General features: G+C 64.5%; 18 protein-coding genes, 3 tRNA genes and 1 pseudogene. 12 read left to right on the top strand and 10 right to left on the bottom strand.

Annotated features, from left to right (window positions below; genetic code table 11):
- The first annotated feature begins 42 nt into the window (after nucleotides 1-42).
- The 4 genes from V9L18_RS10520 to V9L18_RS10505 all read left to right on the top strand — a co-directional run bounded on the left by V9L18_RS10520 (nucleotide 43) and on the right by V9L18_RS10505 (nucleotide 6,259).
- Entirely contained in the window at nucleotides 43-2,862 is a 2,820-nt protein-coding gene (locus V9L18_RS10520; RefSeq protein WP_443197940.1) for a PEP/pyruvate-binding domain-containing protein, read from the top strand.
- 85 nt (nucleotides 2,863-2,947) lie between these two features.
- Complete coding sequence (locus tag V9L18_RS10515) at nucleotides 2,948-4,249, top strand: LolA family protein (RefSeq protein ID WP_337347102.1); 1,302 nt, start codon at nucleotides 2,948-2,950, stop codon at nucleotides 4,247-4,249.
- 71 nt (nucleotides 4,250-4,320) lie between these two features.
- Nucleotides 4,321-5,349 (top strand): ABC transporter ATP-binding protein, encoded by a 1,029-nt coding sequence (locus V9L18_RS10510; protein WP_337347101.1) that lies wholly within the window; start codon nucleotides 4,321-4,323, stop codon nucleotides 5,347-5,349.
- A gap of 160 nt (nucleotides 5,350-5,509) precedes the next feature.
- Nucleotides 5,510-6,259 carry an ABC transporter permease gene (locus V9L18_RS10505; protein WP_443197943.1) on the top strand — a complete coding sequence of 250 codons (750 nt, stop codon included), beginning with the start codon at nucleotides 5,510-5,512 and terminating at the stop codon, nucleotides 6,257-6,259.
- 63 nt (nucleotides 6,260-6,322) lie between these two features.
- On the opposite strand, the gene V9L18_RS10500 is transcribed toward V9L18_RS10505, so the two are convergent.
- On the bottom strand, nucleotides 6,323-7,783 hold the full coding sequence (locus V9L18_RS10500; RefSeq protein WP_337347100.1) for a C40 family peptidase: 1,461 nt from the start codon (nucleotides 7,781-7,783) through the stop codon (nucleotides 6,323-6,325).
- Nucleotides 7,784-8,066: 283 nt separating this feature from the next.
- On the opposite strand from V9L18_RS10500, the gene V9L18_RS10495 reads away from it, so the two are divergent.
- The 3 genes from V9L18_RS10495 to V9L18_RS10485 are packed head-to-tail and all read left to right on the top strand — an operon-like array spanning nucleotide 8,067 to nucleotide 10,400.
- Entirely contained in the window at nucleotides 8,067-8,978 is a 912-nt protein-coding gene (locus tag V9L18_RS10495; RefSeq protein ID WP_337347099.1) for a TIGR04222 domain-containing membrane protein, read from the top strand.
- A complete protein-coding gene (locus V9L18_RS10490; RefSeq protein WP_337347098.1) occupies nucleotides 8,941-9,870 on the top strand; it encodes a DUF692 domain-containing protein in 930 nt (309 codons plus the stop codon). Before V9L18_RS10495 ends, V9L18_RS10490 begins: the two co-directional genes overlap by 38 nt.
- Nucleotides 9,870-10,400 (top strand): hypothetical protein, encoded by a 531-nt coding sequence (locus V9L18_RS10485; RefSeq protein ID WP_337347097.1) that lies wholly within the window; start codon nucleotides 9,870-9,872, stop codon nucleotides 10,398-10,400. Before V9L18_RS10490 ends, V9L18_RS10485 begins: the two co-directional genes overlap by 1 nt.
- 93 nt (nucleotides 10,401-10,493) lie before the next feature.
- Here V9L18_RS10485 and V9L18_RS10480 read toward each other — a convergent pair whose 3' ends face one another.
- From V9L18_RS10480 to V9L18_RS10470, 3 genes are read right to left on the bottom strand one after another with little or no spacing between them, the layout of a single operon-like run.
- Complete coding sequence (locus tag V9L18_RS10480; RefSeq protein WP_337347096.1) at nucleotides 10,494-11,414, bottom strand: cation diffusion facilitator family transporter; 921 nt, start codon at nucleotides 11,412-11,414, stop codon at nucleotides 10,494-10,496.
- A gap of 41 nt (nucleotides 11,415-11,455) precedes the next feature.
- Nucleotides 11,456-11,884 carry a metallopeptidase family protein gene (locus V9L18_RS10475; protein ID WP_337347095.1) on the bottom strand — a complete coding sequence of 143 codons (429 nt, stop codon included), beginning with the start codon at nucleotides 11,882-11,884 and terminating at the stop codon, nucleotides 11,456-11,458.
- 23 nt (nucleotides 11,885-11,907) lie between these two features.
- Nucleotides 11,908-12,888 carry a DMT family transporter gene (locus V9L18_RS10470; RefSeq protein WP_337347094.1) on the bottom strand — a complete coding sequence of 327 codons (981 nt, stop codon included), beginning with the start codon at nucleotides 12,886-12,888 and terminating at the stop codon, nucleotides 11,908-11,910.
- A 116-nt stretch (nucleotides 12,889-13,004) separates the two neighbouring features.
- On the opposite strand from V9L18_RS10470, the pseudogene V9L18_RS10465 reads away from it, so the two are divergent.
- Nucleotides 13,005-13,652: pseudogene (locus tag V9L18_RS10465) on the top strand (DsbA family protein); the annotation flags it as partial.
- Nucleotides 13,653-13,767: 115 nt separating this feature from the next.
- Here the strand turns inward: V9L18_RS10465 and V9L18_RS10460 are convergent.
- The 4 genes from V9L18_RS10460 to V9L18_RS10445 all read right to left on the bottom strand — a co-directional run bounded on the left by V9L18_RS10460 (nucleotide 13,768) and on the right by V9L18_RS10445 (nucleotide 17,764).
- A complete protein-coding gene (locus V9L18_RS10460) occupies nucleotides 13,768-15,489 on the bottom strand; it encodes a hypothetical protein (protein WP_337347093.1) in 1,722 nt (573 codons plus the stop codon).
- A gap of 196 nt (nucleotides 15,490-15,685) precedes the next feature.
- Nucleotides 15,686-15,940 carry a hypothetical protein gene (locus tag V9L18_RS10455; RefSeq protein ID WP_337347092.1) on the bottom strand — a complete coding sequence of 85 codons (255 nt, stop codon included), beginning with the start codon at nucleotides 15,938-15,940 and terminating at the stop codon, nucleotides 15,686-15,688.
- Nucleotides 15,906-16,403 carry a hypothetical protein gene (locus V9L18_RS10450; RefSeq protein WP_337347091.1) on the bottom strand — a complete coding sequence of 166 codons (498 nt, stop codon included), beginning with the start codon at nucleotides 16,401-16,403 and terminating at the stop codon, nucleotides 15,906-15,908. Before V9L18_RS10450 ends, V9L18_RS10455 begins: the two co-directional genes overlap by 35 nt.
- Before the next feature lie 338 nt (nucleotides 16,404-16,741).
- Entirely contained in the window at nucleotides 16,742-17,764 is a 1,023-nt protein-coding gene (locus tag V9L18_RS10445) for a PHP domain-containing protein (RefSeq protein WP_337347090.1), read from the bottom strand.
- A gap of 169 nt (nucleotides 17,765-17,933) precedes the next feature.
- On the opposite strand from V9L18_RS10445, the gene V9L18_RS10440 reads away from it, so the two are divergent.
- The 4 genes from V9L18_RS10440 to V9L18_RS10425 all read left to right on the top strand — a co-directional run bounded on the left by V9L18_RS10440 (nucleotide 17,934) and on the right by V9L18_RS10425 (nucleotide 20,166).
- Nucleotides 17,934-18,006, top strand: a tRNA-Glu gene (locus tag V9L18_RS10440).
- 92 nt (nucleotides 18,007-18,098) lie between these two features.
- Nucleotides 18,099-18,172 (top strand) — tRNA-Asp (locus V9L18_RS10435).
- A 48-nt stretch (nucleotides 18,173-18,220) separates the two neighbouring features.
- Nucleotides 18,221-18,296, top strand: a tRNA-Phe gene (locus V9L18_RS10430).
- Between the two features lie 943 nt (nucleotides 18,297-19,239).
- Nucleotides 19,240-20,166 (top strand): endonuclease NucS domain-containing protein, encoded by a 927-nt coding sequence (locus V9L18_RS10425; protein WP_337347089.1) that lies wholly within the window; start codon nucleotides 19,240-19,242, stop codon nucleotides 20,164-20,166.
- Between the two features lie 669 nt (nucleotides 20,167-20,835).
- On the opposite strand, the gene V9L18_RS10420 is transcribed toward V9L18_RS10425, so the two are convergent.
- Together V9L18_RS10420 and V9L18_RS10415 are read right to left on the bottom strand one after the other, a co-directional pair.
- Nucleotides 20,836-21,363 carry a Pycsar system effector family protein gene (locus V9L18_RS10420; protein WP_337347088.1) on the bottom strand — a complete coding sequence of 176 codons (528 nt, stop codon included), beginning with the start codon at nucleotides 21,361-21,363 and terminating at the stop codon, nucleotides 20,836-20,838.
- The gene (locus V9L18_RS10415) at nucleotides 21,363-22,340 is read right to left on the bottom strand and encodes a hypothetical protein (RefSeq protein ID WP_337347087.1); all 978 of its coding nucleotides are present in this window, start codon (nucleotides 22,338-22,340) and stop codon (nucleotides 21,363-21,365) included. Before V9L18_RS10415 ends, V9L18_RS10420 begins: the two co-directional genes overlap by 1 nt.
- Nucleotides 22,341-22,410: the final 70 nt, after the last annotated feature.

Below are 22,410 nucleotides of genomic sequence, written 5' to 3'. Positions count from 1 at the left end.
CTCCAGACTCACGTGCAGGCCTCACGATCAGGAGGCATGGAAATGCCAGACCCCCTTGGCCCGGTCCTGGGACTGGAGCATGTTCGCTCCGCGATGGTGGCACTTGTCGGTGGAAAGGCCGCAAACCTTGGTGAGCTGATGTCCGCCGGGCTGCCCGTACCGGACGGCTTCTGCCTCACCACCGAGGCATACCGCCTGGCAACGGCTCGCGGCGGGCAAGGCCTGCAGGGGGACGGGCAACAGGAACAGTCCGCCGGGCGGTCCCTCGACAGCGTCCACCAGGCGCTGAACGAGCAGGCTCGGAACCGCCGCGCACGGAACGGCCAGGCCGGGAACGGCACCGCCCATGGCGACCTGCCGGTACTCGCCGCGCTGGCAGGGCGTGCACGGGACCTGATCGGCGAAAACCCGGTGCCCCGTGACATAGCCGCCGCCATTGGGGAGGCGTACGCGGCGCTGGGAGACAACGTGCCTGTTGCAGTCAGGTCCTCGGCCACAGCCGAGGACCTTCCTTCCGCCAGCTTTGCCGGCCAGCAGGACACCTACCTCAACGTGGTGGGGGCCGCCGCCGTCGTGGAAGCCGTCCGGAACTGCTGGGCCTCGCTCTGGACCGACCGCGCCGTCAGCTACCGCGCCGAACTGGGCGTAGACGCCTCCACCGTTGCGCTCGCCGTGGTGGTGCAGCGGATGGTGGACGCCACCACGGCAGGGGTGATGTTTACCGCCAACCCACTGACGGGCCGGCGGCAGCAGGCAGTCATCGATGCCAGCCCGGGCCTCGGCGAAGCCGTGGTCTCCGGCTCGGTCAACCCGGACCACTTTGTGGTGGACCCCAGCACGGGGCAGGTCCTCGAGCGGCGCCTGGGGGACAAACGCCTGGTGGTGCGCCCGCTGCCCGGCGGCGGAACTGAAACCCTGGACGTGCCCAACGCGGAAACGGACGCCTGCCTGACCGACAGCCAGGCGGCCGACCTTGCCCGGCTAGGCCTGCGGGTCGAGCAGCATTTCGGCTTCCCGCAGGACACGGAGTGGGCCATCGACCACGATGGCAGGCTGTGGCTCACGCAGTCGCGGCCCATCACCACCCTTTATCCGCTGCCGGAGAGGGCAGCTGCCCGGGCCGGAACCCGCGTGTACCTGTGCTTCAGCCTGGCCCAGGGCCTCACCCGCCCCATCACGCCCATGGGGCTGGCCGCTTTCAGGCTGATCGCCTCGTCGGTGGCGCGGGCCGCCCGCTTTGACGTGCCGGATCCCCGCAACGGTCCGCCACCGTATGTGGAAGCCGGGCAACGCATTTACTTCGACCTGACCACGGTGGCCCGCAGCACCACTGGCCGGCGGATCGTTCCCCGGGTGTTTGACGTGATGGAGGCCCGATCAGCCGCGGTGCTACGGCGCGTGTTCGAGGACCCTAGGTTTTCGGTGACCAACAGGACACCGATCGGCCTGCTCCGGCACGTGGTTCCGGCGGCAGTGCACGCCCGGGCACCTGAGACGCTCCTCCGTGCCCTGTTCAGGCCAGAAGCCGCACTCCGGCGGGTGAACCGTTTTTCCCGCGAGTTCGGGAAATCCCTGGAGCTCGGGCCCGGGGCCACGCCTGCGGAGCGACTCGAACACGCCGAATTCCTCCTCGGCAACCGCCTCTTCCCGATTGTGCCGGCAGTGCTTCCCCTCCCGGCCCTGGGGTTCGCCATGCTGGGGCTGACCGGAAAGCTGCTGGGCGGCCACCGGTGGGACGATCTCCAGAAGGTGCTGCGGGGGCTGCCCAACAACGTGACCACCGAGATGGACCTGGAATTATGGCGGCTCGCCACAGTAGTCAGGGACGACGGCGGATCCTCCGCCGTGGTCAGGAACCAGGCGCCTGCGGCGCTGGCAGAACAATACAGCGCCGGCCAGCTGCCGGCCGTCCTGCAAACCGGCCTTGCCCGTTTTATGGACAGATACGGCCAAAGGGCGGTGGCGGAGATCGATGTCGGTATGCCGCGTTGGTCCGATGACCCCACCCACATCCTTGGGGTGCTGGCCAACTACCTCCGGCTGGAGGATTCCTCTCTGGCACCGGACGTGCAGTTCAGCACAGCCGAGGAGCAGGCGAACGAAACCGTGGAGCGCCTGGTGGCAGAAGCCCGGAGCCGCGGCCGGCTCCGCGGCATGGTGGTGCGTGCAGCGCTGCGGCGCGCCAGGCTTTTCGCTGGCCTGCGCGAACTGCCGAAGTACCAGATCGTGGTAGGCCTCGCCGAGGTGCGCCACCAGCTTCAGCAGGTGGGGGCGGCACTCGCCGCAGCCGGAAGCATCGCCGATCCGGACGACATTTTCTTCCTGGATTTCAGCGAGGCACGCCAGGGGCTCAACGGACGAAAGACAGGGGCGCCTGGCGGTGACAACGCTGCCGACGCGCAGGACCTGCGCAGCCTCGTGACACGGCGGAGGGATGCTTACGCCCTCGAACTGGAACGCCGCCACGTGCCCCGGGTGCTCCTTTCGGACGGTACTGAACCGGAGGCCGTGCCGTCGGGCGGTCAGGGCGCCGCACCAGCGGTGCCCGGGACGCTCAGCGGCAGCCCGGCGTCCGCGGGCACCGTCAGCTCGACCGCGCGGGTCATCCTGGATCCGGTGGGCGCCCATCTGGAACCGGGGGAGATCCTCGTGGCGCCGTCCACGGACCCCGGCTGGACGCCCTTGTTCCTGACCGCGGGCGGCCTGGTGATGGAAATGGGCGGCCCCAATTCGCACGGTGCCGTGGTGGCGCGGGAGTATGGGATCCCGGCCGTGGTGGGTGTCCCGGACGCCACCATCCTGCTGTCCAATGGGCAAAAAATCACGGTTGATGGCGCTGCCGGAACCGTGGTCCCCGGGTAGCCATTGCGCCAAAGACGGGTAGTGTACGGCGCCGTTGGCAGGCGTAACCTGAACCTATGGGCTCCAAGGATGGGGTGTGGTTTGAATGAACCGCGCATGGTTGCGGTGGGTTCCCGCCGCCGCAGTACCGGCCGTCATTGCCGCCGGAGTGCTGGCGGGTTCTATCCCCGCACGCGCAGGGGACCCGCTGCCTGAGAAAACTGCGGCGCAGGTGCTGGCCCTGCTCGGCGAACACCAGACAAAAACCCTCTCCGGCACCGTAGAGCAAACCTCCGAGCTCGGCTTGCCGGAACTGCCGGAGACCGGTCCGTCGTCCGGACCGGCGGCGGCCGGGGGAGTAGCCTCGATCGCCGAACTACTGACCGGCCAGCACACCGCGAGGGTATACCTGGACGGTCCGGCGAAGGTCAGGATCCAACTCGTGGACCGACTCGCGGAGCGCGACGTCATCCGCAGGGACAGCGAGGTCTGGTTCTACAACTCAAGGGACAACTCGGCCGCGCACCTGACGCTTCCGGCCTTCGCCCGGGACCTGCCCCTGCCGGCACCGCCGCCTGAACCGAAGCCGTTGCCCGAACCGCAGGTTGACCCTGCACCGCCGGCCCAGGACCCCGCCGCCCCGAAGCCACCCAGCCCACCGGACAGCGGCACTGCACCTGACATGCCTGTGCCGATGCCGGAGTACTCCGTTCCGACGCCGGAGGAGATAGCTACCAGGCTGCTTGCCGCTGTGGACAGCACTACCCAGGTCACCGTAGGAACGGACGTCGAAGTCGCCGGACGGGCGGCCTATAACCTAGTGCTCGAGCCCCGGACGCAGGGGACCCTCGTGGGACAGGTTGCGATCGCCGTCGATGGTGAAACGGGACTGCCGCTGAAGGTATCGGTGACGGCACGTGGCCACGCGGAACCTGCCTTCCAAGCCGGATTCACCAGCCTGTCCCTGGCCGCACCAGAGGATTCGCTCTTCAACTTCGCCCCGCCGCCCGGTGCCACGGTCAAGGAACTTCAGCTGCCGCTTCCCGGCGCCCGGCCCTGGCCGTTCACCTCGGGATTCCCGGGATCACCTGGCACGGTTATCACCCCTGATGCGCTTCTGGAGGCCGCGCCCACCCATGCCATGCCTGACGTGGCCCGGCCCACCCTGACCGGCACCGGCTGGGAGACCGTGATCGGGTTCCCGGCGCCACCAACCGGGCAAGGATCCGCGTTGACCGAATCCTTGCTGGCGGATCCGTTCCTGTCCCAGGCCGCCGTCGTCGTTCCCGGTGGACGGCTGCTGTCCACCACTTTGGTCAACGTGCTGATTACCGACGACGGGCGCATCTTCGTGGGTATGGTTCCGCCGGAGCGGCTGCAGGCCGCAGCGGGCGCCGTGGCCAAGTGACAGCCGCTGAGGGCGGCACCGCAACAGGGGCAGGGACAACCGGGGCGGGGGCCGGAAAAGGCACAGCCGGGTTGACCATCGAAACGCAGGGCCTGACCAAGCGGTTCGGCCACCAGGTCGCCGTCGACGGCGTCAATTTGGCGGTGCCCCAAGGTTCAGTGTTTGGTTTCCTGGGGCCGAATGGTTCCGGAAAAACCACCACCATCCGCATGATGCTCGGCCTCGCGGCGGCGTCGGCCGGCACCGTCAGCGTCCTGGGGCTCGACATGCCGAACCGGCTCCATGAAGTCCTGCCGCGCGTGGGAGCCCTCGTGGAGGGGCCGGCGTTTTATCCGTTCCTGTCCGGGGCCGCGAACCTGCACCGGCTGGACGCCGCGAGCCGCCACGCGCGCCCTGCCACGCGCAGGGCCCGGGTGGGTGAGGCGCTGGAGCGGGTTGGCCTGTCACATGCTGCCGGCAAGCGCGTCCATGCCTACTCGCTGGGCATGAAGCAGCGCCTCGGGATAGCAAACGCGTTGCTGTCCCCGCGCGAACTCCTTGTTTTGGACGAGCCCACCAACGGGCTGGATCCGCAGGGCACCCGGGAAGTGCGGAACCTGGTCCGCTCGCTGGCCGCCGACGGCGCCACTGTGTTCGTTTCCAGCCACCTCCTGGCCGAGGTGGAACAGATTTGTACGCACGCCGCCATCATGAGTACCGGCCGCCTCGTTGCCCAAGGCCCGCTCTCGGAACTTCGGCAGGCTGGCGAAGCCAGGATCCGCCTGTTAACACCCGACGCCGGGACCGCCTTTGGTGTCCTGGCTCGGCTGGGGATGACTCCCGTGGCTGGCAGCCCCGAAGCCGACGGGGAGGTGGTCACCGCAACGACGGCGGTCACGGCAGGCCGAACGTTCACGGCAGGGCCCGGTGGTGACGGGCCCGGTGCTGAGCTGTCCGGTACTGAGCTGTCCGGTGCGCTGCCCGGTGCGCTGGCACCGGAGGAGATCGTTGCCCGGCTGGTGGAGGCCGGGGTGCGGGTGCGCGGATTTTCGGTTGAGCGCGAGAGCCTCGAAGACCGTTTCGTGGCGCTGACGGGGGAGGGGTTCGACGTTGCCCAGTAGCGTGCCCGGCGAGTTGCCCAACAGGCTTCCGCGGCGACAGTCGGGCGGTCAGGCCCGCGGAGTCTCCGAGGGCCTCACCACACCGGACCGCGCCGCGTCCAGCATCCCACTCCTGGGTTCCGAACTGGGCGTCCTCTTCAGGCGCCGCCGAACCTGGGCCATGCTCCTGGCACTGGCCGCGATTCCGGTGCTGATCGCCGTCGCAGTCCGGGTCTCATCCAGCGTCCCGGCGGGCCGGGGGCCCGCCTTCCTGGACCGGATTGCCCAGAACGGACTCTTTGTGGCGGTCACCGCGATGCTGGTGTCCGTCCCGTTGTTCCTTCCCCTCACCGTGGGTGTGGTTGCCGGGGATACCATCGCCGGCGAGGCGAGCCTGGGCACGCTCCGGTACCTGCTGGTGGCACCCGCCGGCCGAGTGAGGCTTTTGCTGGTGAAGTATGCCGGCGCGCTGGCTTTTTGCCTGGCGGCGCCTGTCACGGTTGCCTTGGCCGGGGCAGCCATCGGCGCGTCGCTGTTTCCCATAGGGCCGGTCACCCTGCTGTCCGGCGATGTGGTCCAGCCGCCGGAAGCTGCCCTCCGCCTGGTACTGATCGCCGCATACCTGGCGGCGTCGCTGGCAGGGCTGTCAGCGATCGGCCTTTTCCTGTCCACGCTGACGGTTGTCCCGGTGGGGGCGATGGCCGCCACCGTGGTCCTGTCAGTGGTGTCCCAGGTCCTGGACCAGCTGCCCCAGTTGGAATGGCTGCATCCATGGCTGTTCAGCCATTACTGGCTTGGATTTGGGGACCTGCTGCGGCAGCCGGTGCTGTGGGATTCCTTTGCCAGCAATGCGCTGCTGCAGGCAGGCTACGTGGCCGTGTTCGGTGCGCTCGCGTACGGCAGGTTCGTCACCAAGGACGTCCTGTCCTGAGGTTCGCTGCCCAGTGTGCCAGGCCGGTGCGGCCAGCACATATCGCGTCGGTAACCCGTGGCGTCAGTAGCGGGCTGCGTACGGGTACAACTGCATGGCGGCCATACTGCTCAGTGAGGTGACGCCGATCCCTTCCTGCGGGTTGAGCGCCTGCACCACCTGGCCGTTTCCGAGGTAGATGGCTACGTGATAGAAGTTCGGCGCGGAGCCCCACACGAGCAGGTCACCGCGCTGGGCCTGCGAAATCGGGACATGGACCGGCGCCGAAGCGTACTGCTGCGCGGCCGTGCGTGGGAGGTACTTGCCGGCCGCGGCGAAAGACGTCTGGACCAGGCCTGAGCAGTCAAAGCCGTACGGGCCGGTGCCGCCCCACTGGTAGTAGAACGGTGCACCAACCTTGGTCATGGCCACCGAGATGGCGGTTTCGTTGGAGCCGCCTTGTGAGGGCGCTGGTGCTGGGGCGGGCGCTGGGGCGGGCGCTGGTGCGGGAGCAGGTGCCGGCGCTGGAGCGGGCGCTGGTGCTGGTGCGGGAGCAGGTGCCGGCGCTGGAGCTGGAGCGGGCGCCGGCGCTGCGGGCGCTGGAGCAGGTGCGGGCGCTGCGGGTGCGGCCGGTATGTTGCCTGCTGAGGCCTGTCGGGCAGGAGCCTGCTCAGCCGCAGCCTGTTCGGCGGCAGCCCGGTCGGCCTCGGCGCTGAGGGCAGCGAGCCTTGCCTCCTCACGCTGCCGGTCCAGTGCGTCAACCCGGGCCGATTCGAGGGCCACCGTAGTGTTTCGCAACTGGGCAAGCTGGTCCACCAGGACCGTCCGCTGTGCGGCTGCATCGGCCACAGTCTTGGCTTGGGCGGCGTTGGCCTGCTCGGCCTCGGTCTTGCGGGCCTCGGCGTTCCGGGCTGCATCGTCTGCTGCCCTGTTGGCGTCCTGGGCCGCTTCCGTCAGCGACGTGGCCGCCGACGCCGCGTTCGCCGCGGATTCGAACGCACGGCTCCGGCTTGCCGAGATGGCTTCAAGGGTCGCAGCCTGCCCCAGGACGTCCCCGCCGCCCGTGACGAACGTGGTAAGGGCAGGGTTCATGCCGCCGTTGCGGTAGAGGTCCCCGGCCAGTTGCCCCACCTGCTTGCGGGTCTTGTCTTGCTCCAGCCCTGCGGACTTCGCCCGGGCGGTGGCGGCTTCGGCGGTTGCTTGCCGCGACTGAAGTTCCACGAGCGCGTCGCTGTAGGTGTTGTTTGCCTGCATCGCCGCCGCGAAGATGACCGCCTGGGCACGGGCGGCGTCGGCCAGGAGGCGCTCAATGGCGGTGACCTGGTCCGCCGTCGCGCTTTCACTGGCTTTTGCCGCAGCGATGTCTTCAGGAGAGGGGACCTCCGGCGTTCCCGGCACCCGGGCAGCCGGCAACGCGGCTGCGGGCAGCGCAACCGTATGGGCCGGCAGTGCAGGGACAGCATGGGCCGGAGCCGGGATGCCTGCAAGAAGTACGACGGCGAGGCCAAGCAGGGCGGTCTTCGGACCGGATCCGGGTGAAGCCATTCGCAGAACCTCGCAGCATCGTTGGGCTGGGGAGCGAGGCCTGGTGGACGGCACTCAGTGCCCCTCTGCCGATCCCTCAGCATTCAGAGGCTACGTGAGCCATTGCACTTTGGCAACACTGGTCACATCAATAACATAAACAACAAGCGGGGCCTGCGAGTGCATTTCGTGGCGGCGTGTCGTGGATGATGCCGGTTGTCCACATGGGGAGTTCACGCCATGTCCTACCGCGGCACCGGGACCGTAGCATTGGTGGCAGGACGAGTAACGGGGGGAACTGGGCATGGAACCGACATGGGGAATCGAGGGTCCTGACTTTTTGGGGTGGTACCTGACGGCGGGGTGTTTGCTGGCAGCGTCCGTCTTTCTGCTTCGGCTGTTCACCGGCGGGCTTCTTCCCCTCTACCGGAAGGTCGATCCGCATACCCTCGCGCCGCTGGACCTGGCCTACCTTAGCGGCGGTCCGTTCCATGCTGTCTCCGTCAGCCATTGGGTCTGGACCCACCAAAGCAGCGGGCAGCCTTCAACGGAGGAACGCCGCTTCCTGGACGCCAACTGGCAAGACCCCCTGCTCCAGGCTGTCGCCGGGACGGCCAGGTACCCCGGGTCCACGCCCAAATCATGCATGGCAGAGGCGTCTGTCCAGGGCCAGCTTCGCGACCGCCACCGGCGTCTTGCCCGGCTCGGGCTGGTCCGCGGCCGCGGGGTGATGCTCGTCCTGAAGGCCCTGAAATGGGCCATCATGCTGCTTTTGGCGCTGGGAGTGGTGCGCATCATCGCCGGCATGCTCAACGGCCGGGACTTCGTCAACCTGGTGGGCGCAGTCATGGCAGGCATTTTCGCCTTTGTTGTCCTCACGGCGAAGATCCCCGCCATCACCCAGCCGGGGATCCAAGTTCTCCGTGAACTGCGGCGGGAGAACCAGGACCTCCGGCCGGACAAGACGGCCGGTTACGCCGGTGTTGCCCCCTTCCGGCTTGCACTGGGGGCGGCGCTCTTTGGCGCCGCCGGCCTGTGGACGGCCGCGCCCGCCTACGCTTCGGCCATGGGCGTTCCCGCCGCCGGGGCTGGTGCCAGCGGCGGAACGTACTATGGGGATCCGGTCTCTACGTCTTCATCCTCATCGTCGGGCAGCGGCGGCAGCTCCTCCTGCAGCGGTGGCGGAAGCTGCGGCGGCGGCGGTTGTGGTGGGTAGCGGTGGCCTGCTTTCGCCTGGCCTGGGCATTGGCTGGCGGCCGGGGCTGGCCGAACCCATTGCGCGCCTGGCCGGCCTTTCCTTTGCCGAGGTAGTGGCCGAAAACCTGCACGATCATGGCCACGGCATTGACGTCCCGGCACCCCTGCAGGAGTTGATCGACGGTGGCCTGACCGCCGTCGCACACGGAATCTCGCTGTCCCTTGGGTCAGCCGCCGAGGTGGACCAGACCCGGCTCGCGCACCTGAGGTCGGCGGGCGAAGCAATCAATGCCCCCCTTGTCAGTGAACACATTGCCTTTGTTCGGTCCGGCGGCGAGGTCCCTGCCGGCGCACCGCACGCAGACCTCCTCGAAGCCGGACACCTGCTTCCCGTACCGCGGAACCAGGACTCACTGCTCGTGCTGGCCGCGAATGTCCGCCAGGCGCAAGCCGGCCTTGGCGTTCCGCTGGCCCTCGAGCCCATCGCGGCGCTGGCGGAATGGCCGGATAACTCCATGACCGAAGGCCAGTTCCTGTCAGAGTTGCTGGACCGCACCAGTGCGCTCTTGGTGCTCGATGTGGCCAACGTCTACGCCAACGCTGTAAACAATGGGCGCGAGCCCTTGGCCGCACTCCTTGAATTTCCGCTCGAGCGGATTGCCTACTGCCACATTGCCGGGGGACAGGTGCTGGATGGGCTCTACCAGGACACCCACCAGGAACCGGTGCCCGTGGAAGTGCTGGAGCTGGCCGCAGAACTCGTTCGCGTGGCAGGTCCGCTGCCGCTCATGCTGGAGCGCGACGGCAACTTCCCGCCCGAACCGGCCTTCTTTGCCGAGCTGGACTCGATCGCGGATGCCGCGGGCATGCCACGCGTCACGCCTGGGGCTGCAGCACGGGGCGCCGGCTGATGGGACCGGCGGAATCCACGACAGGCAGCGCTCCCGACGCCGAACCCGGGCTGTCCGTGGCACGTTCCGTGCTTGCCGCGCGGCAACAGGAGCTGGTGGCCGCGCTGGTGGCCCACGGTCCTGTTCCCGACGGATTTGATCCCCAACGGTTGGCCGCTGTCAGGCTGGGCCTGGCCAGGAAACGGCTCGGCGGCATCGGGCAGCATTTTCCGGCACTGGCGGCCGAAGTCCGCTCAGACCCCACGCTTTGGGAGCTGTATTTCAACTGGCATCTTTCGCACCCGCCCCGGCCGCGGGTTGGCTCCTTTGCCGACGGCGCCGCGCTGGTTGATTTCCTGGATCATGAAGGCCGGCTGCCCAAAGCGGCTACCCGTGAAGCATTGATGCTGCGGATGGACACCTCGCCTGCGCCGGACGGCCGCCGGATCCCGGCCCGCTGGTTCGGTGTCAGGCAGGTGCGGGTGGGTGCAGGACGCTGGTGGGCTGCCGGAAGCCACCGTCGCTGGGTCTGGGTGCGCGGCCCCCGCTGACCATCTGCACAGGCCCCGTCTCTCCGTGAGCCGTGTGTTTTCCTGCATCGCGATGCCGTCTGCCACCGGGCCGGGCCACCCGCCGCGTGGAAGCTAGGCGTGCTGCTGCGACTCGTGCTCCGAATGGCTGGCAGGTTCAAGTTGGAACGTGCAGTGCTCGGTATCGAAGTGGGAACCAAGGCATGTGGTCAGCTTGTCCAGCAGTTGGTCCGCGCCGCGGGCGTTGAGAACCCCGTCCTCCACCACAACGTGCGCCGAAAATACCGGCACCCCCGAGGTGATGGTCCAGATGTGGATGTCGTGGACGTCGGACACGCCGTCAACCGAAAGAATGTGCTCGCGGATCATTTTCACCTCAACCCCTTTCGGGGTTGCTTCAAGGAGGACATCCACCACGTCACGCAGCAGGGTCCATGCTCGGGGCAGGATCATCAGGGCGATCACCACTGAGGCTATGGTGTCGGCGGCTTGATAGCCGGTGAGCAGAATGACCACTGCCGCGACGATGACGGCGATGGACCCGAGCAGGTCCCCGAGCACCTCCAGGTAGGCGCCCCGGACGTTCAGGCTTTCCTTGTGCCCACCTTGCAGGATCGCAAGGGACACCACGTTGGCCACCATGCCCAGGATTGCAGCGAAGAGCATGATGCCGGTTTGGACCTCGGGCGTCGATCCAATACGCCTGATGGCTTCGGAGAAGATGACGACGGAAATCACAATCAGGATCAGGGCATTTGCCAGCGCTGCCAGGACTTCGGCGCGCTGGTAGCCATAGGTCCGCTGGTCGCTCGCGGGGCGGCCCGCAATCCAGGCGGCCAGCAGCGCGATAGTCACCCCTGCCGCGTCAGAGAGCATGTGGCCGGCATCTGCCAGCAGCGCCAGCGATCCGGACAGGGCCGCACCCACCACCTGGACCATCACCACAGCCAACGTTATGGCCAAGACAGCAATCAGCCGTTTGCGGTGCCGGCCTGTTGCGGTCATCCCGTGCGAATGGTGGTGGTCGTGTCCCATGCCTACAAGGCTAGTCCGTGGGCTACTCAAACATGGGACCGCTAATCCCACCCGAGTTCATGCAGCCGCTCGTCGTCGATGCCGAAGTGGTGGGCAATTTCGTGGATGACGGTCACAGCCACCTCTTCGACCACCTCGTCTCGCGACTCACAGATGTCCAGGATGGGCTGGCGGAAGATCGTGATCCGGTCCGGCAGGGAACCGGCGTCCCACCAGGAGTCACGCTCCGTCAGGGGGACTCCCTCGTAGAGTCCCAGCAGGACGGTGTCCGGATCCTCATCGGGCCCGGGAACGTAGTCGTCGTCGATGAAGACCGCCACGTTGTCCATGGCCTGGGCGATTTTGGGCGGGATCCGGTTCAGGGCGTCGCTGACCGCTGACTCAAATTCGTCGTCGGACATTGAGAACGGAGGGGTCTCCTGCGGGCCGTCCGGGATGATGGGAAGTCCGGGCGGGAGGTGTGCGGGCATACTCCGACTCTAGCGGGAAACCCCTAGGCATCGTTGCGGGGTCCGCGGGACCGACGCCTCGTGAGGCCCACGCCCACCAGGCAGACCACGCCTCCCACGAGCCCCCAGATCGTGGGGATTTCGCTGAGCACCAGCCACGAGATTAGGATCGTGGCCCCCGGCACCAGGTAGGTAGTGGCGGCGAGTTTGCCGGCGTCGATCAGCGACAGCGCATACGCCCAGGTGGTGAAGGCGATGGCTGTGGGGAAAACGCCCAGGTAGAGCAGCCCCAGGGTTGCCGGCAGCGGGGCTGACTGCAGCTCTGAGACGAGCTGCCCGGTGAACGGCAGGCAGCAAACGGCTCCCACCAGGATTCCGAACAACGTGGCCTGGCCGGCCGGGAATTTCCGGAGCACCGGCTTCTGGATGATGACGCTGACGGCGGCGAGCACGGCGGCCAGGAGGCAGAGCAGCACTCCGGCAACGTCCGCCGTCGAACCGTCCCCTGAACCCGAACCGGAACCCGAACCTGAACCCGAGCCAAACGCGATCAGCGCCACGCCGCAGAACGCCACGAGACTGCCGATAATCAGCCACCGCGGGAAGCCTTCCTTGAGGAAGACGCCGGCTAGAACGGCAATGAGAATGGGAGAGACGTTGATCAGCATGGCGCTGGTGCCGGCGTCCAGCAGGTGCTCGGCGGCGTTCAGGGCAACGTTGTAGCCGCCGAACCACATCACGCCGTAGGCCAGGATCGGCCACCACTCCCGCCCTTGCGGCAGCTTCCTGGACTTCAGCAGCTGCGGCAGCACCACGGCGCCAAGCACGACGGCGGCAACCGCCAGCCTGCCCAGCGTCAGGGAGCCGGGGGAGAATGTGGGGCCGATCGCGCGGATGCCCACGAACGCCGACGCCCAAAGCACCACGGTGACGGCCACGGCCGCGATGCCGAGGGCGTTGATGCGGCTGGGGGAGGCAGAAGGCGTCGCTGAGGTCGCAGAGTTGGTGCGGGAGGTGGTTGCCATGCTGCCCAATCTAGCCGCGTCACGATAACTGCGGCTGGCGGAAATCGGCCACGTCTAGTCGAGTTCCTGCCAAAGGCGCGCGCGGGGATGGCTGGGGCCTCGATTAGGTGCGTTTCATGGTCTCAGCTGCAACATCGTCGCCGGACACCGCTAAGCGAATACGCCTTGTCATCTGGATCCTGCTGGCCGTCATCGTGGTTGGAGGCGCGGCCTGGTACGCGGTGCTGACAACGAACAAGCCGTCGCAGGATCCGCCGGTGGCCGGCAACGGGGAGGCCGGCAGCGAACAGCTTGTCCGGACTGACAGCCACCGGCTCACCACTCCAGCGGCGGAAAAGGCGCAGCTCGTGGAGTTCCTGGACTTCGAGTGCGAGGCCTGCCGCTCCATCCATCCCTTTGTGGAAGAACTTAAAGAGGAATTCGGCGACAGGATCACCTTCGTCAACCGGTACTTTCCCTTGTCATCGCACCCGAACTCAGGACAAGCTGCCCTCGCAGTTGAAGCCGCGGCGCAGCAGGGCAAGTTCGCAGCGATGCAGGCCAAGTTGTTCGAAACCCAGGACCAGTGGCATGGAAAACCCGAATCCCAGGCGCCCCTTTTCAGGACGTTCGCCGCGGAACTGGGACTGGACCTGGCCGCATTCGATGCCGCCGTCGCGGACGACAAAACCAAGCAACGCATCCGGGCTGACATCACGGACGGAATTGCCTTGGGCGTGACCGGTACGCCCACGTTTTTCCTCGACGGCGAAAAACTCGCCCTTCAGCCCGCCCTAAAGACGCCTCTCCGCACAGTGTCGGTAGTAGCTGCGGCTTTGGGGACAGTATCCTGCCGCAGATTGGGCTGCGAGGTAGTCAGCTCAGTCATGGAGAGCCCAATTACTCTGAATACTCAGGGAAGTTGGGGATATCCCACCCGACAGGCTCTGGCGTTTCTTCACCCTCCGCTCGGTCCTCCAAACGCACCACCGAGATGCCCTGGCTACCGGAAGGATCCATGATGATCTCCATCCCCGCGGCGGTCCCTGCCTTGACTGCCTTGAGCGCTTTTTTTCCCTCTCTGACCACGACGTGAGGGTGGAAAAACCTTGTCCGCCCAAGATCGAACCGGCTTCCGTCAACCTCCAATGCAAATGAGGGCACTTCTGACACAACTGCCCCGCCCACAGAAAGCAACTCCTCCAGTTCCGGAAGCGAATCTCCGGAAAGAGTCCCAGTCAGTGACGAGCCACGCGGCAACCATGTGGCCTTCTGCTCCAGAAGAAGACGGCCAATGCGGATCTGAAGTCGATCCCTGTCAGCCAACGTTGCAGGAACCATGAACGTGGCATTCAACTTCGACTCAAGGACGTGGAGATCATCCAACAAGCCAAGGAGCCCGGCATCGAATTCAATGGGGGAGTCGCCCTGGCTACGACCTTTTGCAAACTTCAACCCTCCAAGCAGAATCTGCATCGGGTCACCCGTGTAGAGGCGCTGCGCCAACTCCATCCCGCGAAGGGCGTTGGCTACAGAATGGCCGGCGAACTCGAAGGACAGATCCAAACGACCCGTTCCCGCCGGATCCCTGGGAAGTTCGGCGTCAAGCTCAACAACACCGTAGAAGTCGGCGGTGAACGAGATGCCGACGTTACCCTGCGCGGCCTGGTGCACCAGTCCCTCATGCCTGGCAGTCGTGAACCCTTGGTCATCGAGAAACACCAGAGTGATCGGGATCCTGTCTTTGGCAGCCAGTGGTTCCACCCTGAGTTCCAGTCGGGCGACCCCGGCAGATCCGTCGTCTTTGATCCAGTCCGGGCCGTCGATGCTGAACGACTCCACGACTTTGCTGGGTAAGGACAGGGTCCTCCTGGCGCCATATCCAAGTACGCGTTGAAACTTTTTCCCTAGCTCTGCGTCCTCTTTGGCAAAGTTGAAAGCCGCGTTAAGCACAATGGGCTCCAACTCTGCCGCACGAGCATGTTTGGCCCTCAGGATTTGCGTCACTTGACCAGCAATCACCTGGTGGTCAATAGCCCAGTTTGGACTCCTGTTGTCGGCCAGCTTGTTCAAAGCCAAAGCACGCCGGGCGAGGTCATGGGGCCCGGCAAGGGCTGCTTGCTCCATGTTGAACTGCTTCAGCACCTCAACCAACGGTTCATGCACTACAGAGCCCTCGATATCCGGAAACTTGGCGAGTTCATCGTCAAGTCGGTGCTGGCCCCAAACATCCACGCGAACGGAAAGACCCGACGCCAAGGTGGAAATGTGTTTGCGTTCCCCATCCGTGGGATTCCTGGGCATGACCAATGTCCATTCCCGTGGCCCATGATCCATTGCACGGAGGAAGGATTTCTTGATCTGAGGTCGGCGCGCCTTTCCCCATCCACCGGAAAATCCCTCTGGGAAAAACTTCAGTTGGAAGATTTGGTCAATCTTGTCGTTGACATAGACGCCAATGTCGATGCCGCCATCTCCGCCTCGCCCGTCCAGGACGACAACTTCCGATGCCGGTGGATGGTGGTACATGCGGGTAACGAGGACTTCAACAACCCTGTTGAAGTCCTCCTCGGAAATGTGCTTCCAGTCGATCCGTCCCTGATGAAGCCCACCGTTCAACACCTCAACACTCCTGTCTGTCCCCTTACCCTTGATTCTCCCTTACGTCGGCTTGACCACAGGGAAGAGCGACACGGATCACCGCAAACTGCCTCCGCAGCTGGCGCCGTGAATGGAGACAAAAGCCGGCGAACTGAACGACAGAATGGATCGGCGTGGAACGAGAAGAGCCGACCGATCATTCCATTCGCATTCCAGCTCAGTCCTGAGCGAACGGCGGGACACTGTAGGCCTCTGTGAAGGGTTCGAACCAGTTCTCGAAGCGCATTGGAGCAATACGCTGCTTCTTCATGAACTGCGCGTCATCCTCGAATCCGTCCAGCCTCATGTCGTATAGGAAGTCGTAGTCGAAGTCCTGAACCAGTTGATCCTCCAAATCGTTCCTCCAAGCGGCAGGAACATCCAGCTCGTAAAGCTCTTCAACCGTTTCGGCCTCGTCCAGGAGGCACTTCAAGGCCAGCTCCGCGGCGACGCAGTCCGGCTCGCGCCAGGAACGGGCCAGCGTACCGGTGAGGTCTGCGGTCACGACGATGAACCTCCGGACGAACCCTTGGTCGTATCTGTGGGCGAACCGTGGAGGCAGCCTGCACAGCACCCAAGTCTTCGATGTCCGCAGCGGTGATTTCGTCCAGCTCCGAGACGGTCTCCAGATCGTCGAAAAGGTGATCGATCATTGTGACCGATGCATAGGCGATTGCACCGGCAATGAGTTTCGCCCGATGCAGGCGCTGGGCACGCTCGTCATCACTAAGCCCGGCGAGCTCTTCCAGATACTCGTCGTCGTACTCGGCCCTTTTATCCTCGGCGATGAGGGCAGGGTCTGGCACAGCCCCGAGTAGCTCGAGGTCAAGACCTTTGATGATCTTGGACTTAGTCAGCAACCGCTTGATGTCCTTGTCCCCGGAGTTCTTCGTCATACCCGGATACTAGCGGCTGACACGATGACGGGCACAAGGTGTCCCAGAGCGGCGGCAGGCAGGGTGCCTGTTCGCATCACGGAGGCATCGGATAGCGAAGACAAAAGCGATTAAGAATGCCCGGCCGCGCCAACCTTTCTATCTGAAGGCGCACAGTTAGGGCCCCACCGGAACACGGTGGGGGCCCTAACTGCTTAGCAAAGAATTAGCGGGAGCGTCCCACTTCCCTCTGGCGGGGAAGATGTTGACGTCGCAGCCTTGCGTGCCTTGGCTTAGCACCAAGCAGGAGTTCCGGCAGAAACTTGCCGATGCCGTGAAGTAGCGGAGTGGTTGCCTTTTCAGGCCGTCCGGGCCCACTCCAGAACCCGGTCCAGCGGCCAGGTGGTGATGATGCGCTCGGCTGGAACGCCGTTGCTGGCCGCCCGAGCCGCGCCGTACTGCAGGAAGTCCAGCTGCCCGGGGGCGTGCGCGTCGCTGTCAATGGAGAACAGGCAACCGGCGTCGAGGGCGAGTTGGATCAGGTCGTCCGGCGGATCCTGCCGCTCCGGCCGCGAGTTGATCTCCACGGCCACGTTGTTTTCCGCGCAGGCGGCGAACACCTTCTTGGCGTCGAACTCTGACTGCGGACGTGTCCCGCGCGATCCTTCCACCAGGCGGCCGGTGCAGTGGCCCAACACGTTCGTGTGTGGATCGCGGATGCCCGCCAGCATGCGCCGGGTCATGGTGCTCCGGTCCGACCGCAGTTTTGAATGGACACTGGCCACTACAATGTCCAGCCGGTCCAGCATTTCGGGAGCCTGGTCCAGCTCACCATTCTCCAGGATGTCCACCTCGATTCCGGCGAGGAGGGTGAAGCCGTTTTTGCCCATGCCGGCGTTGATCGCGGCCACCACGTCGAGTTGCTCAGTGAGGCGTTCAGCACTGAGCCCGTTGGCAACCTTGAGGTTGGGGGAGTGGTCAGTGAGCGCCAGGTACTCGCGACCCAGCACCTGCGCGGCCTCCGCCATCAGCGAGATGGGGGATCCGCCGTCGGACCAGTCGCTGTGGCTGTGGAGATCACCGCGGAGGGATGAGAGAAGTTCGTTGCCGCCCTCCGCCAGCGTTCCTGTGTTGCGCTGGCGCAGGTCCTCCAGGTAGTCCGGCACTTCGCCATTCACGGCCTGGCGGATCACTTCGTACGTCCGGTCGCCGATTCCCTTCATGCGCTTGAGCCTGCCATCGTGCGCCCGCGCTTCCAGTTCGGCGGGCTCCAGGTCAGCGATGATGCCCGCTGCCTTCCGGAAAGCTTGGACCTTGAACGTGGCGGCGCGTTCGCGCTCCAGCCAGAAAGCAATTTCGTTGAGCGCGGCGACGGCATCCATCTGTACATCTTCGCCGCTTCCGGGTGCTTTGGTCAGGTGTGCGGGGGCCGATTTTGGATTATCCCGGCTGAGGCCCTATAGTTTTAGAGTCCAGTTCGGAGGAACTGCGAAGGACAAAGACTGACAGCCTCGGCTCGAAGCCTTTTCTTTTTGCTCCGAACGGGTTCTGGCCCCCATCGTCTAGCGGCCTAGGACACCGCCCTTTCACGGCGGCGGCACGGGTTCGAATCCCGTTGGGGGTACGCAAGGAACTGGTCAAGCAGGCATAAAAAGTCTGGTAGGCTGGAAGCCTTGAAAAAACGCGGTAGCGATACTGCGGAAGCAAGAAATGCAAGGCCCTGTAGCGCAGTTGGTTAGCGCGCCGCCCTGTCACGGCGGAGGTCGCGGGTTCAAGTCCCGTCAGGGTCGCTCTGATTGCCAGAAGAAATTCCGGCGGTCATGGTGACATGTCACCTAGGCTCTGTAGCTCAGTTGGTAGAGCGTTCGACTGAAAATCGAAAGGTCACCGGATCGACGCCGGTCGGAGCCACCAGCTAGAACCCCGCAGTCCCCAGTGTTTACACGGGAACTGCGGGGTTTTTTCGTTTTTTCACGATGCCCGGTATTCAGCGCGGATCATGAGAAATCATGTTAGTTCTGACGCTCTCCTCTGGTATTCCCTTGGTAGCCGCCGGTCTCTTGCAAAGAGGCCGGTCCTAGCCCCCGCAAGAAATGTGGTGCCGACCGCAGCCCGCCGTGCTGGGGCCTGATGACTTATAAGAACTATTGCTCTGTGGCCGCTGACGTGAACTCGGGCCAAGAGACGGGAGGACGGCACTATGACGATAGACATATCGTTGGCGCTCGTCACCCTCCTCGAAGATGAGCCAACCCCGCAGGAGTCCTTTCCTTGGGTTCGCCAACCGTGGCTCGATCAGCTGCTCGACCGGCCGGAGGTGCGGGCAACCTTGGAACAACTCCCAGACCGAGTTGACCGTCAGATAATTACGTCAGGCCGAAGCGCTCTTCGAACGCGTTGGATACTTACTGAAGTTGGCGACAGGAGCCAGTCCCCAGTGCCCCTCCCGGTCGCTGCATCAGTAAGTGAGCGGTTGGGCCATGACGATGACGTACAGCACGGCCAGGATGCCGAATTGCGGAGCGTAGTTCACTTGTTCCCCCAAGAGTTGTCTACGCCGTAGCCTACTTGAGCGTCAGTACTCCTGCGACAGGGTGACCGGCGGCGTCTGCGATGGGCGGACTTTGAGCGTGGTCAGGGCCGTGCTCATGATGGTGTTGAACACTGGCGCTGTGGAGATCCCGTAACCTACTTCGGGTCATCTATGGGTGCCATACCGACGAAGGAGGCGCTGTACCGGTCTAGGCCGGCGCCATTGTCGGACTGTTACGCAGCCGGCCAGCAGCACGGCGCCGCCGGATGCCGATTGATACGGTCACACTGCAGCCCACGGACGGGCACGGAAATTGGGAGAGCAATGACAGCAGCATGGATGGTGCGCCAAGGTACCGGCGGCTCGTACGCCGAAGAGATGATCGACGCCGGCTACATGGGGGTGGACTTCATCGGCGACCGTGACCTCGCGCCGCACCTGGTTGACGGGTTCGAGGCCTTCCGGCCAGGAGTGTCCAGCATCTTCCAGGAAACCAACCCCGGGGCGGGAAAGATCGCCACCGGACTCGCCGTCAACAGCTTGTGGCTTGCTGCCGAGGGCATCTCGGAAGGCAACCTCATCCTGGCCCCCAAGCCTGACCGGACCTACCAGTACGGCATCGTCACTGGTGGCTATGAGTACCACCCGGGTACAGGGTTGCCGCACCGGCGCCGTGTCGAGTGGAATGGATCCTTCAGCCGGGACGACATGAGTCCTGCCCTGGCGTCTTCCACGAAAGCGGTCGGAACGGTATCCCAGCTGACTCCGCATGCGGCCGAGCTGGCCGCCCTGACCCAGGTCGGGGAGCAGCTGGTGCAGCCGATTGCTGAGGCCATCACCGCCGAGGTCCAGGAGCAGCTGGCGTTCCAGCTGGAGAAGCAGCTCGAGGATTTTCTGGTGCACAACTGGGCCAACACATCCCTCGGGCGGGAGTACGACATCTACTCCGACGGTGAGCAGACCGGTCAGCAGTACCTGACCGACACCGGCCCTATGGACATCCTGGCCATCAGCAGGGACCGGTCCCGGCTCCTTGTCGTTGAGCTCAAACGGGGCAGGGCCAGTGACGCCGTCGTTGGCCAGATCCAGCGGTACATGGGTTACGTACAGGACGAGCTGCTCGAACCCGCCCAGAGGGTCGAAGGGGTGATCATCGCCCAGGAGGACGACCTGAGGATCCGCCGGGCTCTGTCCATGACGAGGAACATTAGGTTCATGAAGTACCGGGTCGAATTCCACCTGGACGAATAACCTTGGATCAAAGGAGTTGGCTGGCGCAGGATGGTTTAGTCCGGGGTCTCAGACGGACTTTGCCGCCGCCGGCCCTGTCCCCAAGGTAGGGCCCCCATCCGGAACGGCAGCCCACATTGGCCACAGGTTTCGCTCAAGATTGAAAAGGGCCGGTAGCTGCTCAGCTTCCCTTACAAGCCCGTGGTCTCATGCTTGTGTGGAGGCATGACTGAGCAGCCGCCGGCGGCAGTGACGGAAGACCTGGAGCGTCTTGGGGGAAGCCCTGAGCCTTGCTATCCCTGGGAAGGTGGGGTCCAACCTCCTGGTCGGGAGCTGGAACATCCGCGCCTTGGGTGACCTGACTGATAAGTGGGGGGCCCAGGGACTCGCCAAAGCGGGACTGGCACGCGGTCGCCTGCCTGGCCGCAGCGATCTCCCGGTTCGACGTCGTCGCTGTCCAAGAATCCTGGCGGAGTCCCAAAGCCCTCAGGCGCCTGCTTGCCACCTTGGGCCCGCAGTGTCGGGTCATCATCTCCGACGTCACAGAGGCGCCGCCGGGGCTATGGCGAACGGCAGGGTCGGCTCGCGCTGGCCCTGCCGCTTTTTGCGCCAGAACACGAAACTTCGGCTCTTTGGGGCTCACCGCCTCGATCCGGCTCCTTGCCTGGCCTTCACCCTTTGCATTTCTCTCTACATCCAGCCGTCAATGAGGACTGCCAGAACACAGCACAGGGCAGACACACCTAACAAGACCATGCCCGTCTGGATCCACCGGTACTTCTTATCGACGACGAAGGATATAGCTTTCACCTGATCCAGGCAGGCGCTGCCTTCGTTCCTAGCCGTCCCTTCGAGACCTCTCTGCAGTTCTTCTGAGGACAGCCCGACGACGTCTCCGAAGTAGGCGACAATCCCTGGTCGGCGATTGGACCGGTACTTGGTGCGGGGAAAGACGGCCGCTGCGAGAGCCAGTGTTCCGAGCGAGCCGACTGCTGTACCTACCCACCAAAGCCACTCCACACAATCCTTCAGCTTGGAGGGATGCCAGGTGCCGGCGAGAAATGCGGCCAACAGTGCGCCGATGATTATGCCGGTAGCTGCAAGCAGCAATGAGGCCTTTCCATCGGCCCGCACCAGTTCTTCACGAGCCTCGCGGAGAATGTTAGAGGCAAGCTGAAGATACGGAGTTTGTTGCGGCTTTTTTTCCCCCCAACCCATCAGCGTTCCACCGACCGAGGGGAAAATCGCGGATCTCCCTTCAAATCCTGCAACTCCGCCTCGAGGCTCTTACGCATGTTTTCGCGCTCCTTTCGCGCAACCACCTTTATGCCTTCCGAGCCCGAGGCCAGCAATGTCTGCTGGCTCCGCAACTTCTCTGGGATATCTGATCGGTGCGTTTCCCCCTGCAAGATGGCGTTGGAGTACTCCTCCCGGTGGTTGATGCACCAGCCACTCTTGAGGGCTTGGCCAAACTTTTCAGCATCCGGAATTTTGTCCAGAGTCTGCTCTTCCCAAAGAAGTGATGGCGCCCCACCTTGAACTTCGCCGTTGCACCCGCAAGAGAACACAAGGTAGTCGTTGCCTGCAACGGCGTCCCAGACACTGCCCGTGACCAGTGTTTTGCCGGGTTCTGTCTGCTGCGCAGCCTTGGCGGCATAGTTAACGGGCCGGCCAGCCCAGACAGGCTCCTGCATGTCCAAGTGCCTCGTCAGGCCAACGCGTTTGGCCAGAATTGGGCCGCTGGCTATTCCAACTTTGAAACCCGTGGAAGGGGCCTCCGGCCACTTCGCCTTCAGCTGGCTCTCGAAGTCATCGCTGAAGGTGTGGGTGGAAATTGCTGCGCACAAAGCGCGCTCATACCGGCGGTCACCCCAGAACAAACCGAAGCCGCCATCGCCCTGGATGTCCACAAAATCTGCATCTAGTGCGCCGAGAATATGAACGACACCACCAACGCCCGCGTCATAGATGCTCGCCGTGCTCGCCGGCATACGGCCCTTCTCCAAGTTCGTTGAAGACTTCAGATCGAACATAACCGCTACAAGGTTTGTCAGCCTGTGCCACTCGGCCTTGTCGACCGGAAGCTTTTCAACGTCGAATGAGCCGTCCTTGAGTGCAACCGAGGGCATCCGCTCGAACTTCTTCGCAGTCCGTTCTGACAAGGTCTTCATGAGTAGGTCCAACTCAAGCGCCATTATTTCTCCTTCTTTTTTACAAACCTTAGTTGCTGGCCCCGACATCCTCTGCGCACGTCGAACGACGACC

The sequence above is a fragment of the Pseudarthrobacter sp. CCNWLW217 genome (assembly GCF_037203985.1).
Taxonomy (GTDB): Bacteria; Actinomycetota; Actinomycetes; order Actinomycetales; family Micrococcaceae; genus Arthrobacter.
This window is presented reverse-complemented; position numbering and strand designations above follow the sequence as displayed.

Excerpts from the sequence above, each read along its gene's own strand:
- V9L18_RS10505 (WP_443197943.1), top strand. The coding sequence starts at position 5,510 with ATGCTCCTGGCACTGGCCGCGATTCCGGTGCTGATCGCCGTCGCAGTC.
- V9L18_RS10480 (WP_337347096.1), bottom strand. The coding sequence starts at position 11,414 with ATGGGACACGACCACCACCATTCGCACGGGATGACCGCAACAGGCCGG.
- V9L18_RS10425 (WP_337347089.1), top strand. The coding sequence starts at position 19,240 with ATGACAGCAGCATGGATGGTGCGCCAAGGTACCGGCGGCTCGTACGCC.
- V9L18_RS10420 (WP_337347088.1), bottom strand. The coding sequence starts at position 21,363 with ATGGGTTGGGGGGAAAAAAAGCCGCAACAAACTCCGTATCTTCAGCTT.
- V9L18_RS10515 (WP_337347102.1), top strand. The coding sequence starts at position 2,948 with ATGAACCGCGCATGGTTGCGGTGGGTTCCCGCCGCCGCAGTACCGGCC.
- V9L18_RS10450 (WP_337347091.1), bottom strand. The coding sequence starts at position 16,403 with ATGACGAAGAACTCCGGGGACAAGGACATCAAGCGGTTGCTGACTAAG.
- V9L18_RS10520 (WP_443197940.1), top strand. The coding sequence starts at position 43 with ATGCCAGACCCCCTTGGCCCGGTCCTGGGACTGGAGCATGTTCGCTCC.
- V9L18_RS10475 (WP_337347095.1), bottom strand. The coding sequence starts at position 11,884 with ATGCCCGCACACCTCCCGCCCGGACTTCCCATCATCCCGGACGGCCCG.
- V9L18_RS10485 (WP_337347097.1), top strand. The coding sequence starts at position 9,870 with ATGGGACCGGCGGAATCCACGACAGGCAGCGCTCCCGACGCCGAACCC.
- V9L18_RS10445 (WP_337347090.1), bottom strand. The coding sequence starts at position 17,764 with ATGGATGCCGTCGCCGCGCTCAACGAAATTGCTTTCTGGCTGGAGCGC.
- V9L18_RS10495 (WP_337347099.1), top strand. The coding sequence starts at position 8,067 with ATGGAACCGACATGGGGAATCGAGGGTCCTGACTTTTTGGGGTGGTAC.
- V9L18_RS10415 (WP_337347087.1), bottom strand. The coding sequence starts at position 22,340 with ATGGCGCTTGAGTTGGACCTACTCATGAAGACCTTGTCAGAACGGACT.
- V9L18_RS10470 (WP_337347094.1), bottom strand. The coding sequence starts at position 12,888 with ATGGCAACCACCTCCCGCACCAACTCTGCGACCTCAGCGACGCCTTCT.
- V9L18_RS10500 (WP_337347100.1), bottom strand. The coding sequence starts at position 7,783 with ATGGCTTCACCCGGATCCGGTCCGAAGACCGCCCTGCTTGGCCTCGCC.